A 16,840-nucleotide genomic window follows, 5' to 3' on the forward strand; every position below is an offset into this window, starting at 1 on the left:
TCGTCATGCGCGGCAACGGCAACGGGCGCAGCGCCAGCCTGCGGAAGGTCGGAGGTTAGTCCGCTTCATTCGCCTTGGCCACGGCATCGTCCAGACGTGCTTTCATGTCCTCATAGGGAATGCCGCCGACAATTTTCGCTCCATTGATGAAGAAGGACGGTGTTCCCTGCACGTCGAAATCGCCGGTTGCCTGATCTGTCAGGGTGCGAAGGGCCTGAAACGTGTCCTCATTCGCGACCAGACGGTCAAATTCCGCATCCGACAAACCGTTTTCCGCCGCAATGGATCTCAATGTCTGTCCAAGATCCTGAGCATTGATCAGATCGTCATAATGCGCATAGAAAGAGGCGACGAACTGATCGTAATTCTCTGCGCTCTGTCCTTCAGCCAGCATGAAAATCGCCATGTCGACATTGTTGCGGACGAAGGGCCGAAACAGATAGCGGATTTTCCCGGTCTTAACGAACTCTTCGTTGATGCGCGGTGCCACAGTCGTCCGGTACGCGACGCAATGGCTGCAGGTGGGAGACGAATATTCGATCAGCGTGACCTTGGCGATGCCATTTCCCTCGGGCCGATCGGCCCGGCCAGCGGCGACGGAAAGATCGATGTCACCGGCAATAGCCGATGATGCCAAGGCCATCAGCCCCAGCGCAGTCAGGATCGCAAGAAACCGGTGTTTGGCAAGAACGTTGAAGCTGCCGTGAGTGGTGGTCATTGCTGGTACTTTCATCGCGATCACTTAGCTGATCGCTGAAATTGATCTGAGCCAGGAGCAAAGGAAAAGCGCCAAAGCAATACCAAGGAGTCCAGACCATGGCTGATGGCTTTGAAAGCGATTGCCAACCCGTCATTCAGCTATCTTATTAAATGACGGGTTGGCAACCGTGACAGATTGAAGCTGTCCAAGAGAGGGTCGCCGTTGCGGCGAGCCGACATGTGGCAAGCGATAAGACCCTCTCGTCGATGCTGAAGCGGATGTCAGCACTGTCCTAGAGACCGCTGGCAACCCAGCAGGCCAGGCCATATTGCGCCGCCGCGAAGATAGCATGGGCCACAACGAGATAGAGCAGCATGACAGCCTGGTTGGGGAGCTTATGCGCCATGACGCCAGCCCCGAGACCGGGAAAGAGAATAAACATGCCTGCCAGCGTGCTGGCGAGAAAGCCGATAATAACGACAGGCCAGACAGTCGGGTTCTGAATGAAGCCGGCGCCCCAGAACAGCAGAAGCAAAACAGCGTAACTGATGCCGATGACATAATGAAAAGCCCAGCCTAGGGCGCGCTGGCCCGCACCGGGCGGCGTGGTGTCGGCGCCGTTCAGGATGAATTGCCCCTGGGTCAGTCCAATCAGCCAGCGGGCGACAACGCCCCAATTGGTCGGCAGGATTCCGGTCACCCACTTGACGATCATGACCCAGATATCAAGCGCGATCGTCGCGCCAATTCCGACAACCAGTGAAAAGAGGATTACATCACTCATTCTCGTTACTGTCCTCTACTTTGTTCAGGCTTTGCCGACAGGCAGATCTTCCTGCTTTCGGCCTTTGCGACCGGGCATCGTCAAAACCGCCATAATTCAATCATTCAATGTTTCTATTGAATGATTGAACATATCGCAAGAGCCATTTGGCAACCTACAGTTCCGCAGGTTCTTGTGGCGTCGCTGGATTGAAGCGCCACGCCTGCGCCGGCAACCAATAAGTAAAAGAAACAGAACTACTATTCTTCCGTTGGCAACCCAGCGGCCTGCCACTCGGCGACACCATCTGGAAACCGTCGAACATGAAAGCCTTGCCTGGCAAGCAGCATTGCTGCCTGGGAGGACAGGACACAGTAAGGGCCGCGGCAATAGGCAATCACCTGCCGTCCGGTGTCCAGTTCAGCGATACGATGCGCAAGATCCCTCACCGGAATGTTCGTCGCCCCCGGCAGGTGTCCGAGACGGAATTCTTCTTCCGGACGGACATCGAGAAGCGTCACGCCGCCTGTGCTCAGGAGTTCGAGCAGTGCGTCGCGGGAAATTGCCTCCAGTGTGTCAGGGGAGGCAATACTGTCCTGGCGAAGGTCATCCTGAAGCCCGCGCTGAAAGGCTGCATAATGTCGCAATGCCTGAATAACATCCATCACGGGCCCCTCGGCCAGACGATACAATACGTTTTTGCCATCCCTGCGTGACTGGACGAAACCGCTTCGGCGCAATTGCTGCAGATGCTGCGATGTATTGGCAACGGACAGTCCAGAGATCTCGGCCAGACGTTCAACAGCGCGTTCTCCCTGACCGAGATGATCCAGCAAGAGCAACCTGTGCGCATTTGCAAGGGCTTTGGCGTGTTCACTCAGGTCCTGATAGAATTTCAGATTGAAGTCGCTCATCTGCTCTGCCGCTGTTCTCTCGATGTCTTGATCTCCCGTCCCGCCCGGAAACATCAGGTTCGCCTTTCGGGTTGCGTATAGCGCCCGTCTGGATCGGATCGGCAGGGCATGACAGACAAATTAATTCCATCTCAGAATATATATTGATACAGAAATAGAACTTAAACCACTCTATCAAGAGCATATATGACCTTTAGCACAATGAACGGCAAGGTCATGCACAGAAAGCTTATCATTATCGGCGCCGGTCCGGCCGGCTACACCGCTGCCATCTACGCCGCGCGCGCAGGGCTGTCTCCTTTGCTCCTGACGGGACTGGAACCGGGCGGTCAGCTCACCATCACCACGGATGTTGAAAACTATCCCGGTTTCGCCGACGCCATTCAGGGGCCATGGCTCGTTGAGCAGATGCGCGATCAGGCACTCAGAATGGGAACAGAGATCGTCTCGGACCTTGTTACCAGGGCTGAGCTTGATGTGGGGCTCCGGCTCCACTGTGACAGCGGCGCTGAATATTCCGCCTCTGCCCTGATCATTGCCACCGGCGCCAGGGCGCGCTGGCTGGGCCTGCCATCTGAAACCCTTTACCAGGGCGGTGGCGTTTCTGCCTGCGCCACATGTGACGGCTTCTTCTACCGGGGACGGACAGTGGTGGTCGTGGGCGGAGGCAATACCGCCGTCGAAGAAGCGCTGTTTCTTGCAGGCATCGCTGGCCGGGTGATCCTGGTTCATCGCCGCGACAGTCTGCGCGCCGAGAAAGTCATGCAGCAACGTCTTTTTGCCCACCCGAAGATCGAGGTGATCTGGAACGCAGAAATTGCCGAGATCACCGGGACTGAGACGCCTCGGATCGTCACCGGCATCCAGCTTCGCGATACCCGCAGCGGCGATCTGAAAGAGATCGCCACCGATGGCGTCTTCATTGCCATCGGCCACAGCCCGGCAACCGCTCTCTTCGCCGGTCAGCTGGCACTGAAACCGGGCGGCTATATCAGCACCGCTCCCGACAGCACAGCGACCACGATACCGGGCGTCTTTGCCGCTGGCGACGTCGCCGACGACCGGTTTCGCCAGGCGGTAACAGCGGCAGGCCAGGGATGCGTGGCAGCCCTTGAGGCCGAGCAATATCTTGCCGGCCTGCCCGATCAACGCGCTGCGTGACAATACCGAAACACCAAGGAGAAATTCATGTCCAACGTTACCAAACTCGACAGCAATAACTTCAACAGCTTCATGGAAGGCACCGGCTCGGTGAAGGTGCTTCGTTTCTGGGCAACCTGGTGCAGGCCCTGCATCGCCCTGGAACCGATCTACAACGATGTTGCGACAGAACTGAAGGATGATGCCGCCTTTGCAGAAGTCGACATCGATGTCGCGCCTGAAATCGCCGGCGCCTTTGGCATCCGCTCCGTTCCAACAGTGATCATATTCAAGGATGGCAAGCCGGTTCAAGGCGTTGTCGGGCTCAATCCGAAGGAACGCTATACCACGGCAATCAAGGCAGCAGCCTGAAAGGACAAGACAATGGCAGAGATGAAACTGACCGCTGCATGGCAGGGTGATTTCAAGGGTCAGGGCAAGATTTCCGGCGACGGCTGGGATGTCACCATCGGCATTCCGGCAGATCTTGGCGGCAGCGGCGCGGGCGCCGATCCGAAACAGCTCTACACGGCTTCCACGCTGGCATGCTTCACTGCGACCCTGCGCGCCATCACGGCCAGCAAGAAAATCCCCGTGGAAACACTTGCCGTGGAGACATCAGCGGTCGCCACCGACGAAGCCTTCTCGATTGAACATACGGCAGTTCTTCAGTTGAAAAATACCGCAAGCGAAAGTGATATCGCAGCAGCTGAGCGCGCAGTCGAGACTGCGGACAAGATATGCGCCGTCGGCAATCTGGCACGCAAGGCGGGCGTTTCGATCCATGCCAAGGCGAATATTTCGATCGCGCCCTGATTGGCGCTCGACGCGTCAAATCATCTATCGGCGCATCAATCATCCGGCACCTCATCTCCATTCTTGAAAAGCTCAGGCGGGGCCGCGATCACGGCATTGGGGTCCCGCCGCCGGTCCATCCCGCCGCATCGCAAAACGGATCCGCCAGCTAGAGCTGGAAGATGATGCATTCCACGCGATCAAGCAGCACAGAGTGTCATTTCCATTTTAGGGGCGTGAACACTGTTTCAAGACGAAACAGATGTGATCTTCGATCGAACTCGACATGCCTCTTAATCTATACGTCTTACGCAGCCCCATATTGTAAACGGTGCGCACTTTAATCTCGATCGATTTATTCGCATTTGTCAGAAATTCATTATCTGCATATCGAAAAAACAGGCCATCCCACATATCGGTGAAGACAATGACAGAGCCGCCTTTACGAGGGCGGCTCTGCTGCTGTTTGACTGAAAATTCCGGAGACGCCGGCCGGCACGCACATTCAGCAGAGATCATGAAGGGATATGAACCCGCCACCCGCCGCGCCGGCAGCGTTCCTCACCGCATGTTCCGAGACGCCGCGCCCGCACCGCCATTGAAAGGCGCAAGGGCTCTCCCCCGCGCTTTCAGTTTTCATGCAGGCTCCGTTCGGAGCCACAAAGGTCTCAGCGATCGAGGAGCGAGGCCGCATCCTGATTGAGGTAAAGCGTTGCCTGCGGCGTCTTCTTCAGCAGTGAAGCCGGGCACATGAAGGTAACCGGCCCCTCAAGCGCCGTCTTGATCACCGGCGCCTTGTCCTTTTCATGAACCAGCGCCAGCACCCGGCCCGGTTTCAGGAGCGCATGCATGGTCAGTGACAGGCCATATTTCGGAACCGCATCCATGGTTTTGAAGATACCGTTCTTGAACACCTGCCCACGGGTCGTCGGATCAAGGGCAACAACACGGATCACGTCCTTGGTATCAAAATCTGCCGGCGGGTCATTGAAGGCCAGATGCCCGCTTTCACCAATACCGACAACGCAGAGCACGGGCTGGTGATCGTTGTAGATCTTGGTATAGCGGGCAAGCTCATCTTCCAGAGAGGGAGCTGCACCATTCATCGGATAGAAGGCCTTCGGCTTCACCTCGTTCAGCAGATGCTTACGCATACGCGACGCACCGCTTTCCTCCTGGCTCTCATGAACACCCATATAGGTATCGACATGCAGAACGGTGATCTTGCTCCATTCGATATCATTGCGCGCCTTGATGGCCGTGAAAAACTGAGGCTGGGCAGCGCCGAGCGCCATGATGATGCAGATTTCGTCCTTCTTGGCGAGTTCCGCCTTGATGGTGGTTGCCAGCGCTTCTGCGGCCGCTTCACCCTGCTCCTGGTCGGTTGAACCGACCAGAACCTCAAGCTCTCCATATTTCAGATGTTCCATTTTTCTTCCTTTCAGTAGTCATTGCTGGTCGCCGAAAAGACACGACCGGTCCTTTTCAGCCTGCGGCATCACCGCCGGCTGAATTGCGTGAAGACTTGTTCTTCAGTCTCTGGCTATTGAGGCGTCAGCCCCGTTCTTGCCTCGGCGCATAGCGAACGCCGAAGGGGAAGGTCACATTGAACTCGATTTCGAGGTCGACGAAGGTTTCCTCGAGAAAACGGTCGATGAGACAATGATCCTTCTGCCGGATCGCCTGCAACTGCCGTGTATGCACTTCGATCATATGCTGCGCCCGATCCTCGGTCTGGCTGAGCGCACCGCGAAGCGGGTTGAGCTCGCGATAGATGCCGTTCATCGTCCGTCGCAGCACCTGATTGCCCGTTGCATGAGCGATACGGCGGTGAAACATGCCATCGGCCTGCAGCACAATATTCGGCTGATCAATATGCTTCTGCATCAGCACGATCGTATCGGCGATCTGGTCCAGCTCGCGATCGGAGGCATTTTCCGCAGCCATATGATAGACGATCGGCTCAATCATCCGGCGCGCCGTGATCAGTTCGGCAACATGATCGGCCTCCAGTGCAATCTTCTGTCCCAGCACTTCGGCAGGGATCATTTCCGAGGCAACGAAAATGCCGCCGGCCTGCCCTGGACGGATCAGCAGCACGCCGGAATTTTCGAGAACCCGCAGCGCCTGGCGCAGCGTCGGGCGCGAGACCTGAAGCATCTCGGCCATATCTTTTTCATTCGGCAGGCGATCGCCCTGAACCAGCCCTTCAGCATCGATGGCATCGACAATGCGCTCGATGATGGTCTGGAATGTCCGGTGTACGGTGATTGGCTTGAACGCGCCGGAACTGTCTTTTCCGAACGGTTTGGCTCCCGACTGACTGGGTCGCATCAAAACGCCTCTTCCCTCTCCTTAAGCCCCAGGATCACACCGCGCTCTGCGGCATGATCGAGAGGTGAAATCGCGATCTCGGCGACAAACGGCTTTGAAAGGCCATCATGGTAGACATCGCTTGCCGGGCCGAGAAAATCCGACGCCGCATGCTTGATCGAACCGTTGATGGCAATTCTCTCCGGATGGTAGAATCGCGAGATCATCTGCATGGTTTCCCCGAGATAGCGCGCAAAGATGCGCACCGTTTTCTGTGCCGCCGCCTCTCCTAGCCGCGCACGCGCAAAGATTGTTACGGCTTCCGCACGATCTTCACAAAGTTTTTCGTATATTTCCCGCATGCCGCGCCCGCACACCGTGCGATCCAGCGAGCGATATTCGCCCAGTTCCTCGACATAGACCGGCTGTTCGGAAATCAGGCCTGCCGCATAGCTGCCACGCAGCACCGCCCCATCATAAAAGCCGATCCCGATCCCCGTGCCGATGTTGAGCAATGCCACAGGCCTGTCGCGCGATGCCTCAACGAGGCGCGCTTCGGCGATACCCATGGCATGAAGATCATCATCGGCGTGAACTGTCTTCTTCAGTCGTTCGGCCAGATAGGCCTGCAACGGAAAGTCGACAAGGCCGCCCATCAGTGAGGAATAGACCACATGCCCCCGGTCGAGAATTCCGTTGAGGGAAACCCCGACCCTTGCGACACCCGGCGGACAGACAGCCTCGATCAGCGATGCCAGGTCCTGAGCGAAAGCCTTGGTGCCGCGCCGCATCAGCGCCGTTGGCGTGCGCCCGAGCGGCAGGACATGGTTATCTTCGTCAATGAGACAATACTGGATCTTGGTGCCACCAATATCCACGCAGAAATCCACTGTCATCCAAGCACCCGATAGCCGATCGGCGCCGGATCGGCTTCGCCGTCAAGATGAAGCGCCTCCAGAGCCATGTTCTCCATGCCGCCGAGATAACGGATCGTCCAGCGCCCGTCGGCGCCAAGCACCGGCACACCATGATAAGGCAGGATCTTCGACCAGCTATTGACCGGCGTCACCGCCAGATTTTCGGGTTTCGGCGAGACGGTCAGCTTCAGCGCATTGGGTCTGAGATTATGCAGATAGCCCGTCGAGTCCCTGAGATTGATGATGGCGCGATAGGCAAAGACCTGCCGGTGCGCGACCTTTTCGATATAGTCACGGACATAGCGCAGCGCCGATTCCGTCTGATCCGGATCATAGGCGGCGGCCAGCAGCTCCGGCTCGTAATCCTGTGTCGGAACCGATGTGCGCGATGCCTTCACCGTCGTGGCATAGGCATCGACGATCCCGGCTTCTCCCTGGGCATGCAGCTCGCGCAAGCGCTCCTGCTCATGGATCCAGCGCGCCTCGAAATTGGGGATATCGCTGACCATCGTATCCAGGCTGTGAAACGTCACCCGTTGCGGATCGACACCGGACACTGCAACGCTCGCTGCAATACCGGCACGGTAGGCAGCAATATCCTCGGGCGGCACGCCCTGGCAGCGGCCGAGAATGCCTTCTTCAAGGATCGTCAGGCGGGCGCCCGGCGCATAGACAGCGCCAACGGCGTCAAGGACTGCCTGAAACCGGCGCAGCATCAACGCCTCTCCGAGATCCGGCGCCTTGCGGTCCGTCTTCAGCGGATTGGGCGACTTGTAGGGAAAGGCCATCGACACGAATTCAAGCGGCTTGCCGGCCTCGACAAAGTGGCCGATCTTTTGCAGCCAGGTCTGACGATTGGCCGGAATGAAAGACGGATCGCCGAACAGTACTTCCGGATCTTCGAAGATCGACAGGATCCGCTCCTGCGTCGTGCCGTTACTGGCAGCAGTAATGACGATATCATTGCCAAGCAGCAGGGCATTGAGCGCTTCGGCCTTTGCGACCGTCTTCTTCTCGATCTTCGGCGGCGTGAAACGCTTCGGCAATTCGGCGTTGACGTAAATATAGGGGCTGGGCATCGGCAATCTTCTTTACTGACGGATCCGCGACAGGAATTCTGTCGTGCGCGGATGCTTGGAATTGCGGATCACGTCCGATGGCACACCGGCTTCGGCAACACGGCCGTGATCAATGAAATAGAGCATGTCGCCAACTTCCTCGGCGAAGGTGATTTCGTGGGTCACGACCATCATGGTCATGCCGTCGCGGATCAGATCCCGCATCACGGCCAGCACCTCACCGACCAGTTCCGGATCGAGGGCCGATGTCGGCTCGTCGAACAGGACAAGTGAAGGATTGGCAGCAATCGCCCGGGCGATGGCGACGCGCTGCTGCTGACCGCCGGATAGCTGCGCCGGAAAGGCATCTGCGCGATTGGCAAGGCCGACGCGTTCCAGCAGCAGCTTGCCGCGTTCAAACGCCTCGTCGCGGTTCATCTTCAAGACCATGCGCAGCCCGGCGGTGACATTTTCAAGCGCGGTCATGTTCGGAAACAGGTTGAAACGCTGGAACACCATGCCGATGCTGCCGCGCCGGCGGGCCGTGGTTTTCGGATGCGCCTCGACAAATCGATTTCCACGCCGCTCCGCGCCGACGAGATAGTCCTCGACCCAGAGCTGACCGCCCTCATAGCTTTCAAGGCTGTTGACGCAGCGAAGCAGCGTGCTCTTGCCGGACCCCGACGGGCCGATGACAAAGGCCGCCTGGGCGCGTTTGACGGTCAGGTCAATGCCCTTCAGCACTTCGAGATGACCGTAATTCTTCTTCAGGTCGTGAATGCGGATGACATCGTCCGCCTGCCCTGAAGCGGGCATATCGTGAACCATGTTCATCTCCTATTTCTCTGCCGTCACGGTCCGGCGCTTCGTGCTGGCACTGCGCGCCAGCCGCTTCTCCAGCCAGGCCTGGCCAAGCGAGGCGATCGACACGAGGATCAAGTACCAGATGGACGCCACCATCAGCATTTCGATCACGTAGAAGGTCTGAGCGGCGATGCTTTGCGTCGTTCCGAGGATTTCCCGCGTGCCGATGACATAGACGAGCGACGTGGACTTCAAGAGGTCGATGGCGAGATTTCCGGCCGTTGGAATAATCACCCGGACGGCCTGTGGCAGCACGATTTTCATCAGCGCGTGCCCCGGCGTCATGCCGATCGAAAGCGCCGCCTCGGTCTGGCCGGGATCGACAGAGATCAGGCCGCCGCGAATGATCTCGCACATGAAGGCCGAGACATTCAGAAACAGGCCAAGAAGCGCCGCCGTCGTCGGGTTGATCAGGCTGTTGGTGGCAATCGCGTGACCAGCGATCTCGATCTTGGGAAGGAAAAGCCCGAGATTGAACCAGAAAACGATCTGCACCAGCAGCGGCGTCCCGCGGAAAAACCAGATATAGACCGAGGCGATCACCTCAAGCACCGGATTGCGCGAGATCCGCATGGCGGCGAGCAATGTGCCAAGGACGAGCGAGCCAACGAAGGATACGACGGTCAGCACCAGGGTCGTGCGAACGCCCTTCAGAACCACATCCGAAACCATATAGTCAGCCACGACATTCCAGCGGATCTGGCCACTGCCAAGAACGATCCAGGCCGCGACACATACGACAGCAACGGCGATGAGGGCGAAGATGATGTTGCGGATCAGAGGTCCCGACCTGCGATGAATATGCAGGCCGGTCTCCAGTGTGGGATGAGATATGATCTCATGTGTCATGCGAACATGCCCGCCGATCAGAACAGCGCATCATTGAGCGTGATCGGATCAAGCCCGCCGTCGCCGACGCTCCACTTGTCCATGATCTTCTGGTAGCTGCCGTCCTCGGCCATCGCCTGCATGGCTCCGGCCAGCGCCGCCATCATGTCCGTCTTGTCCTTGGCAAAGGCAATGCCTTGATTGGCAGGAGCAAAGCGCGGAACAGGCGAAAGTTCAAGCTGGGTCTGGATACCCTCTGTGGCGGTGTGAAGCGTATAGTTCGAGACGCCATAGGTATTCATGGTCGCATCGGCCTGACCGCTGGCAACGGCCAGATACGGACCGGACTGATCAGCCGTCTCCGTCAAAGCGACAGGCGTTTCGCATTTCTTGTTCAGATCATCGATGATGGCAGGAAACAGCGACCCGGTGACGATTGCGACCTTCTTGCCGCAAAGATCCTCCATCGTCTTGATATCCAGAGGGTTGCCCTTCTTGACGATGACGCCGGAACCTTCCTGCGAATAGTCGATGAAATTCACAACCTCTTCGCGGGCCTTGGTGTCCGCCATGGCGCTGACATAAAAATCATAGCGGCCCGACTGCACGCCGGGAATGCCGGCGGTGAACTGGATAACGCTCCAGTCAATGGTGAGGCCGAGGCGCTTGGCAGCCTCGTTCATGATATCGACGTCCACGCCGACCGCTTTGCCGGTCGCCTCATCGACGAAGGACCAAGGCGCGTTGCCATCCGTGGTGGCCGCGGCAAGCGCGCCCTTTTCCTTGACATCGGATGGCAGCATCTCTGTCCATCCGGTTTCGGCCGCCATCTTCGGCGTGACTTCAAGCGATTGTGCGGCAGCGCGCTCGGCCAGCCCGGCCAAGGCAACACCGCAAAGCGCGGCACTCAGATAGGCTGTGATTTTGGAGCAGGTCATAGGTCGTTCCCCTGTGTGTGTTATTGACGACTGTCAAAGGGATACTCGTTTTCCCTTTAAATGGCAATAGAGTTTCCTTTTGAATTTTTGAAAGGCACGTCATCACCCTGGAAAAGGCCGGACAGCGCGAGTGCTTTTCGATTTGGACGGATCAACGTCTAGACGCACCGCCGACGAGGGGCGCGCTTTTTCAAGACGAAGGATGGGTTGCTACCGCGAAGAGCCAACCGCATTGTCTTTCACCGACATTCGGATTGCGTCAGACGAGTATGTGCCGGATTTCCGGCTACACCATCTTCCGCGGCGCAGTGGTTTGGTATTGCCAGCGCCGTTTAAACTTTGCAGCCGGCGCTCCATTTTAAGGACCGCCCGAAGTCGATATCAGCAGTTATTTGCGTTACTTTGAGTTTGCATGTTGCAAGCCGCAGAATCATTTGATCAAGATGAAAAAAACGGAACAGCAGCGAGATACCCACACATGAAGACAGTATTCGTGACCCTTGCCGCAGGCATATTGGCCACCCATGCCGCCGCAGCGGAAGAAATCCATGTCTATAACTGGTCGGACTATATCGACCCCGATCTGCTCGAGACCTTTGAGCAGGAGACCGGGATTCATGTCGTATATGACGTGTTCGACAGCAATGAATTGCTGGAAACCAAGCTGCTCGCAGGCCATTCCGGCTACGACGTCGTCGTGCCGTCCGGCGAGTTTTTACAGCGTCAGATCAAGGCTGGCGTCTTTCAGAAACTCGACAAATCAAGCCTGCCAAACCTGAAGAATATGTGGCCCGAAATCGAGAAGCGCGCCGCAATCTTCGATCCGGACAATGCCTATTCTGTCAATTATATGTGGGGAACCACCGGGATCGGCGTCAATCCCGAGAAGGTCAGGGACGTTCTTGGTGAAGACGCTCCGGTCGACAGTCTCGCACTGGTCTTTGATCCGGACAACATGTCAAAGCTTGCCACATGCGGCGTGAGCTTCCTCGACGCGCCCAAGGAGATGTTCCCGGCAGCGCTGGAATATCTGGGCAAGGATCCTGACAGCCATGACCCGGCAGATCTCGCGGCGGCCGAAGAGCTGCTCGACACGGTTCGCCCCTATGTCGGCAAATTCGACAGCTCCGATTACATCAACGAGCTGGCGAACGGAAATATCTGTGTCGCCTTCGGCTGGTCCGGCGACATATTGCAGGCAGCCGATCAGGCAGACGAGGCCGATAATGGCGTATCCGTCGAATATCATATCCCCAAGGAAGGGGCGGCGATGTGGTTTGACGAGATGGCGATCCCCGCCGACGCACCAAACCCGGCAGGGGCTCTCGCTTTCATCAATTTCATGATGGATCCGCAGAACATCGCCAAATCCACCAATTATGTCTTCTATGCCAATGGCAACCTCGCCGCGCAGGCCTATGTCGACAAGGATATTCTCGATGACCCGTCGATCTATCCGCCGGAAGAGGTCATGCAGCGGCTGTTCATCACCACGCCCTATGATGCGAAAGTGCAGCGCAGCGCGACCCGGCTGTGGACCCAGCTGAAATCCGGCACGTGAGCATGATCGTCGGCCCCTGCCCTTGGCGGGGGCCTTCGTCCCGAACGCAGCCATAAGAGGTCCAGATGGCTCAGACCAAACCGCGCCCCATATTCGCCCCGTGGCAAGACAAAGAGGCCACGCCGCTGATCCGCGCGCGAAATATCAGCAAGAGTTTCGGCATTTTCACCGCGATCGAGGATCTCACCCTTGATATCTATGAGCGGGAATTCTTTGCCCTGCTCGGCCCCTCCGGCTGCGGAAAGACAACGCTGATGCGGATGATTGCCGGCTTCGAGGCCCCGACCGCAGGCCTGATCCTGTTTGCCGGACAGGATATAACCCCCCTTCCCCCGAACCGCCGCCCGTTCAATATGATGTTCCAGAGCTATGCGTTGTTTCCGCACTTAAGTGTTTGGGAAAACATTGCTTTCGGTCTCAAGCGCGAGAACATGCCGAAGGACCGGATCGAGGCGCGGGTCAATGAAATGCTGCGCCTGACACGTCTGGAGAAATTTGCCCGCCGCAAACCACATCAGATTTCGGGCGGGCAACGCCAGCGCGTGGCGCTGGCACGGGCGCTCGCCAAGGCGCCGAAACTGCTGCTGCTGGATGAGCCGCTTGGCGCGCTCGACAAGAAGCTGCGCCAGGAGACCCAGTTCGAACTGATGGATATCCAGGAACGCACAGGAACCACCTTCATCATCGTGACCCATGATCAGGAAGAGGCGATGACCGTGGCCTCGCGCGTTGCCGTGATGAATGAGGGCAGGCTCGTTCAGGTTTCAACCCCGGCCGGCATCTATGAAGCCCCCGAAACCGTCTATGTCGCGGATTTCATCGGTGACGTGAATATCTTCGAAGGCAATGCCGATCCCGGTCCCGACGGCAAGGTCGACATTCATTTCGCCGAAGGTGCAGTTCCGATCCATGCCCGCATGAACGAACAGCTCACGCAGGGTCAGCGCGTGTTCTATGCGATCCGGCCGGAAAAGATCATGGTCGCCGCCGAACCCGATCATCAGCGCGCCAATCATGCCCGCGGCCGCGTCGTCGATATCGCCTATATCGGCAATCTGTCGACCTATCACGTTGCGCTGGAAAGCGGGCAGATGGTTTCGGCACAGATGACCAATGCCAGGCGCCTGTCGCGACGCGACTTCACCTGGGAAGACGAAGTCTGGCTCAGCTGGACAGACACCGCCGGCATCGTGCTGACGCGATAGGAGCTCTGCGATGAAGTTGCGCCGCCTGGCCCTGATTGCCATTCCGTTTCTCTGGCTGCTGACGCTGTTTCTTGTCCCCTTCCTGATCGCGCTGAAGATCTCGCTTTCCGAGATTGCGCTCGCCATCCCCCCCTATTCACCGACCCTCGACATCTGGGGCGGGTGGAGCGCAATCCGGTCATTCCTGTCTGAACTCAGCTTCGACAACTTCATCTATCTGACGACCGACGATCTCTACTGGAAAGCCTATGTCTCCAGCCTCAGAATAGCATTTTTCGCGACGCTCCTGACCTTGCTGCTCGGTTATCCCATCGCCTATGCCATGTCGCGCGCCAGGGCCGAGTGGCGCCCGGCGCTGCTGATGCTGGTGATCCTGCCATTCTGGACCTCGTTTCTGATCCGCATCTATGCGTGGATCGGCATCATCTCGAAAGAGGGGCTAATCAACCAGCTGCTCACCTGGCTCGGCGTCATCGACCAGCCGCTGCAGATGATGAATACCGACTTCGCCATCTATCTCGGCATTGTCTACGGCTATCTGCCCTTCATGGTGCTGCCGATCTATGCCGCACTTGACAGGATGGATGTCTCGCTTCTGGAGGCGGCCGAGGATCTGGGCTGTTCGCGCCTCTCGGCCTTCTGGCTGGTCACGGTGCCACAATCGAAACAGGGTATCATCGCCGGATGTTTCCTGGTCTTCATCCCGGCAATCGGCGAATTCGTGATCCCCTCACTTCTGGGCGGCTCGCACACGCTGATGATCGGCGCCGTCCTGTGGGACGAATTCTTCTCCAATCGCGACTGGCCAACAGCCTCGGCCGTGGCGGTGGTCCTGCTGATCATCCTCATCGTCCCGATCCTCATGTTCCAGCGTTCACAGGCCCGTGGCGAGGAGGGCGGACAATGAGCCGTCACCTGAGCCTGTTCAATCTGATCTCGCTTGTTCTCGGCCTCAGCTTTCTCTACGTGCCGCTGGTGATCCTTGTCACCTACAGTTTCAACGCCTCGAAACTGGTGGCCGTCTGGGGCGGTTTTTCGTTCAAATGGTATGGCGTGCTGTTTCATGATCAGCAAATGCTGTCTGCGGCCTGGATCACGCTGCAGGTTGGGGTGATCTCGGCCACATTGGGCACCATTCTAGGCACGATGACCGCTCTGATACTGGTGCGGATCCGCCGTTTTCCGGGACGAACGCTGTTTATGGGCATGACATTCGCGCCGCTGGTCATGCCCGATGTGATCACCGGTCTGTCGCTCCTGCTGCTCTTTATCGCGATGGGAATCGAACGCGGCGTCCTGACTGTAGTGCTGGCCCACACGACGTTCTTGATGTGCTATGTCGCCGTCGTCGTGACCGCACGGCTGAAATCTTTCGATCAGGCACTGGAAGAGGCTGCACTTGATCTCGGCTGCACCCCGCTCAGTGCCTTTCGTCTGGTCACCCTGCCGATTATCGCCCCGGCGATCATTTCGGGCTGGCTTCTGGCCTTCACCCTCTCACTCGACGATCTGGTCATTGCCTCCTTCACCACAGGTCCGGCCTCAACCACGCTGCCGATCAAGATCTACTCCTCGATCCGGCTGGGTGTCTCACCGGAGATCAACGCGCTCTCGACGATTCTGCTGGTGCTTGTGGCGACCGGTGTCGTCGCGGCAAGCCTCATATCACGCCGTGCGATCCGCCGCCGCCAACGCGATGAAACCCTTGCTCGCCACCACTGACCGCCTGTTTTCAGGCATGGAGCAATGTCACGTGCTTTCACCGGCATGCAGCTGAAGATCGAGGCATTCACGCGGGGCGGATGTATTTTCGCCACCGGAAAGGCGGGCGATGATCAGTTCGGCCGCACGACCACCGAGATGATCAACATCAAAGGAGATCGTTGTCAGCCGTGGCGTCAGTTCGCCGGCAAGATCATTGTGACCAAAGGACAGGATGGCCAGTTCGTCCGGCACCCTGACCCCACGCTGGCGAGCCTCAAGGAGCATGCCAGTGCCAAGCAGGTCATTGGCGCAGAAAACTGCATCGAAATCACGCGGTTCATCAAGGATCCTGCGGCAGGCCTGCCGCCCGTCATGGATCGTGGCAATACCATCGATCGAGAAGGTGCGGACAATGTCGGCGCCAAGCTCCTGGGCTCGCGCCTGAAATCCCTTCAGACGCAACGAGCCACGGCCACCGCTGCGTCCGAGATAGGCAAGGCGGCGATAGCCCTTCTCCACCAGATGTTCGGCCGCCATGCGCCCGCCATCCGTATTGGAGATACCGACCAGCATATCCAGCGGATCACGCGGATAGGCCCAGCTTTCAACAACCGGAATATCGAGTTCGCTCAATTGCTGCCGGTGTTCTTCCAGCTCGATAACGCCGGTGAAGAAAACCGCTGCAGGCCGAAGTGCGATCAGTGAACGGATAGCGGTCTGTTCCATGGCATAGGAATAGGATGTCTGCCCCACCATCAGCTGATAGCCCTCCGCCTCAAGAACCCGCGCACAGGCACGCACGGCCTGCGAATATTGCTGGCTCAGAAGGTTGGAGACAAAGGCGGCCACAATCGTCGAGCGTCCGGAGCGCAGCGCGACCGCGTGCGGATTGGACGCATAGCCGGTCTCGCGAACAACGCTGAGGATCCGTTCGCGGGTCTTCTGGGAGACGATATCCGGTTGCCTAAGGGCACGCGATACCGTCACCGGTGAAACACCGGCAAGCCGGGCGACCTCCTTGATGTCGGGAGGGCGCCCGTTCTTTGCGGAAACCGGACCATTTCCAGATCCTCGCCAGACCCGAACGACCTGATCGAAACTATGGGCATTCAAATCGGTCTCGCTCATGAAGTCTCCGGC

18 protein-coding genes are annotated in these 16,840 nt (G+C 58.0%); 7 read left to right on the forward strand and 11 right to left on the reverse strand.

Features of this window, described 5'->3' with window-relative positions; all coding sequences use genetic code 11:
* Nucleotides 1–55: 55 nt before the first annotated feature.
* The 3 genes from FJU08_RS17975 to FJU08_RS17985 all read right to left on the reverse strand — a co-directional run bounded on the left by FJU08_RS17975 (nt 56) and on the right by FJU08_RS17985 (nt 2,377).
* The gene (locus FJU08_RS17975; RefSeq protein WP_141150424.1) at nt 56–733 is read right to left on the reverse strand and encodes a DsbA family protein; all 678 of its coding nucleotides are present in this window, start codon (nt 731–733) and stop codon (nt 56–58) included.
* 259 nt (nt 734–992) lie between these two features.
* Nucleotides 993–1,484, reverse strand: coding sequence for a DUF2938 family protein (locus tag FJU08_RS17980; protein ID WP_141150425.1), 492 nt, complete (start codon nt 1,482–1,484; stop codon nt 993–995).
* 239 nt (nt 1,485–1,723) lie between these two features.
* A complete protein-coding gene (locus FJU08_RS17985; RefSeq protein ID WP_141150426.1) occupies nt 1,724–2,377 on the reverse strand; it encodes an ArsR/SmtB family transcription factor in 654 nt (217 codons plus the stop codon).
* A 201-nt stretch (nt 2,378–2,578) separates the two neighbouring features.
* On the opposite strand from FJU08_RS17985, the gene trxB reads away from it, so the two are divergent.
* Genes trxB through FJU08_RS18000 form a run of 3 tightly spaced genes read left to right on the forward strand, consistent with a single transcriptional unit; the run spans nt 2,579 to nt 4,333 of the window.
* Complete coding sequence (gene trxB / locus FJU08_RS17990; protein WP_141150479.1) at nt 2,579–3,538, forward strand: thioredoxin-disulfide reductase; 960 nt, start codon at nt 2,579–2,581, stop codon at nt 3,536–3,538.
* A 27-nt stretch (nt 3,539–3,565) separates the two neighbouring features.
* On the forward strand, nt 3,566–3,889 hold the full coding sequence (locus FJU08_RS17995; protein ID WP_141150427.1) for a thioredoxin family protein: 324 nt from the start codon (nt 3,566–3,568) through the stop codon (nt 3,887–3,889).
* Between the two features lie 12 nt (nt 3,890–3,901).
* On the forward strand, nt 3,902–4,333 hold the full coding sequence (locus FJU08_RS18000) for an OsmC family protein (RefSeq protein ID WP_141150428.1): 432 nt from the start codon (nt 3,902–3,904) through the stop codon (nt 4,331–4,333).
* 647 nt (nt 4,334–4,980) lie between these two features.
* Here FJU08_RS18000 and FJU08_RS18005 read toward each other — a convergent pair.
* The 7 genes from FJU08_RS18005 to FJU08_RS18035 all read right to left on the reverse strand — a co-directional run bounded on the left by FJU08_RS18005 (nt 4,981) and on the right by FJU08_RS18035 (nt 11,230).
* A complete protein-coding gene (locus FJU08_RS18005) occupies nt 4,981–5,742 on the reverse strand; it encodes a 6-phosphogluconolactonase (RefSeq protein ID WP_141150429.1) in 762 nt (253 codons plus the stop codon).
* 124 nt (nt 5,743–5,866) lie between these two features.
* Complete coding sequence (locus tag FJU08_RS18010) at nt 5,867–6,646, reverse strand: FadR/GntR family transcriptional regulator (RefSeq protein WP_141150430.1); 780 nt, start codon at nt 6,644–6,646, stop codon at nt 5,867–5,869.
* Nucleotides 6,646–7,521, reverse strand: a complete 876-nt coding sequence (locus FJU08_RS18015; RefSeq protein ID WP_141150431.1) for an ROK family protein — start codon at nt 7,519–7,521, stop codon at nt 6,646–6,648. The genes FJU08_RS18010 and FJU08_RS18015 overlap by 1 nt, the downstream gene beginning before the upstream one ends.
* The gene (locus FJU08_RS18020) at nt 7,518–8,621 is read right to left on the reverse strand and encodes an L-tyrosine/L-tryptophan isonitrile synthase family protein (protein WP_141150432.1); all 1,104 of its coding nucleotides are present in this window, start codon (nt 8,619–8,621) and stop codon (nt 7,518–7,520) included. Before FJU08_RS18020 ends, FJU08_RS18015 begins: the two co-directional genes overlap by 4 nt.
* Before the next feature lie 12 nt (nt 8,622–8,633).
* Entirely contained in the window at nt 8,634–9,428 is a 795-nt protein-coding gene (locus FJU08_RS18025; protein ID WP_235890809.1) for an amino acid ABC transporter ATP-binding protein, read from the reverse strand.
* A gap of 9 nt (nt 9,429–9,437) precedes the next feature.
* Nucleotides 9,438–10,313, reverse strand: coding sequence for an amino acid ABC transporter permease (locus tag FJU08_RS18030; RefSeq protein WP_141150434.1), 876 nt, complete (start codon nt 10,311–10,313; stop codon nt 9,438–9,440).
* A 17-nt stretch (nt 10,314–10,330) separates the two neighbouring features.
* The gene (locus FJU08_RS18035; protein WP_141150435.1) at nt 10,331–11,230 is read right to left on the reverse strand and encodes an ABC transporter substrate-binding protein; all 900 of its coding nucleotides are present in this window, start codon (nt 11,228–11,230) and stop codon (nt 10,331–10,333) included.
* A 478-nt stretch (nt 11,231–11,708) separates the two neighbouring features.
* On the opposite strand from FJU08_RS18035, the gene FJU08_RS18040 reads away from it, so the two are divergent.
* The 4 genes from FJU08_RS18040 to FJU08_RS18055 all read left to right on the forward strand — a co-directional run bounded on the left by FJU08_RS18040 (nt 11,709) and on the right by FJU08_RS18055 (nt 15,718).
* Nucleotides 11,709–12,791, forward strand: coding sequence for a polyamine ABC transporter substrate-binding protein (locus FJU08_RS18040; protein WP_141150436.1), 1,083 nt, complete (start codon nt 11,709–11,711; stop codon nt 12,789–12,791).
* Nucleotides 12,792–12,856: 65 nt separating this feature from the next.
* A complete protein-coding gene (locus FJU08_RS18045; RefSeq protein ID WP_141150437.1) occupies nt 12,857–13,996 on the forward strand; it encodes an ABC transporter ATP-binding protein in 1,140 nt (379 codons plus the stop codon).
* A gap of 10 nt (nt 13,997–14,006) precedes the next feature.
* Complete coding sequence (locus tag FJU08_RS18050) at nt 14,007–14,903, forward strand: ABC transporter permease subunit (RefSeq protein WP_210245272.1); 897 nt, start codon at nt 14,007–14,009, stop codon at nt 14,901–14,903.
* Nucleotides 14,900–15,718, forward strand: a complete 819-nt coding sequence (locus tag FJU08_RS18055; protein ID WP_141150438.1) for an ABC transporter permease subunit — start codon at nt 14,900–14,902, stop codon at nt 15,716–15,718. The genes FJU08_RS18050 and FJU08_RS18055 overlap by 4 nt, the downstream gene beginning before the upstream one ends.
* 27 nt (nt 15,719–15,745) lie before the next feature.
* On the opposite strand, the gene FJU08_RS18060 is transcribed toward FJU08_RS18055, so the two are convergent.
* Nucleotides 15,746–16,828, reverse strand: a complete 1,083-nt coding sequence (locus FJU08_RS18060; RefSeq protein WP_141150439.1) for a LacI family DNA-binding transcriptional regulator — start codon at nt 16,826–16,828, stop codon at nt 15,746–15,748.
* Nucleotides 16,829–16,840: the final 12 nt, after the last annotated feature.

Origin of the sequence: Martelella alba (assembly GCF_006516955.1) — a bacterium.
GTDB classification, from domain to species: Bacteria; Pseudomonadota; Alphaproteobacteria; order Rhizobiales; family Rhizobiaceae; genus Martelella; species Martelella alba.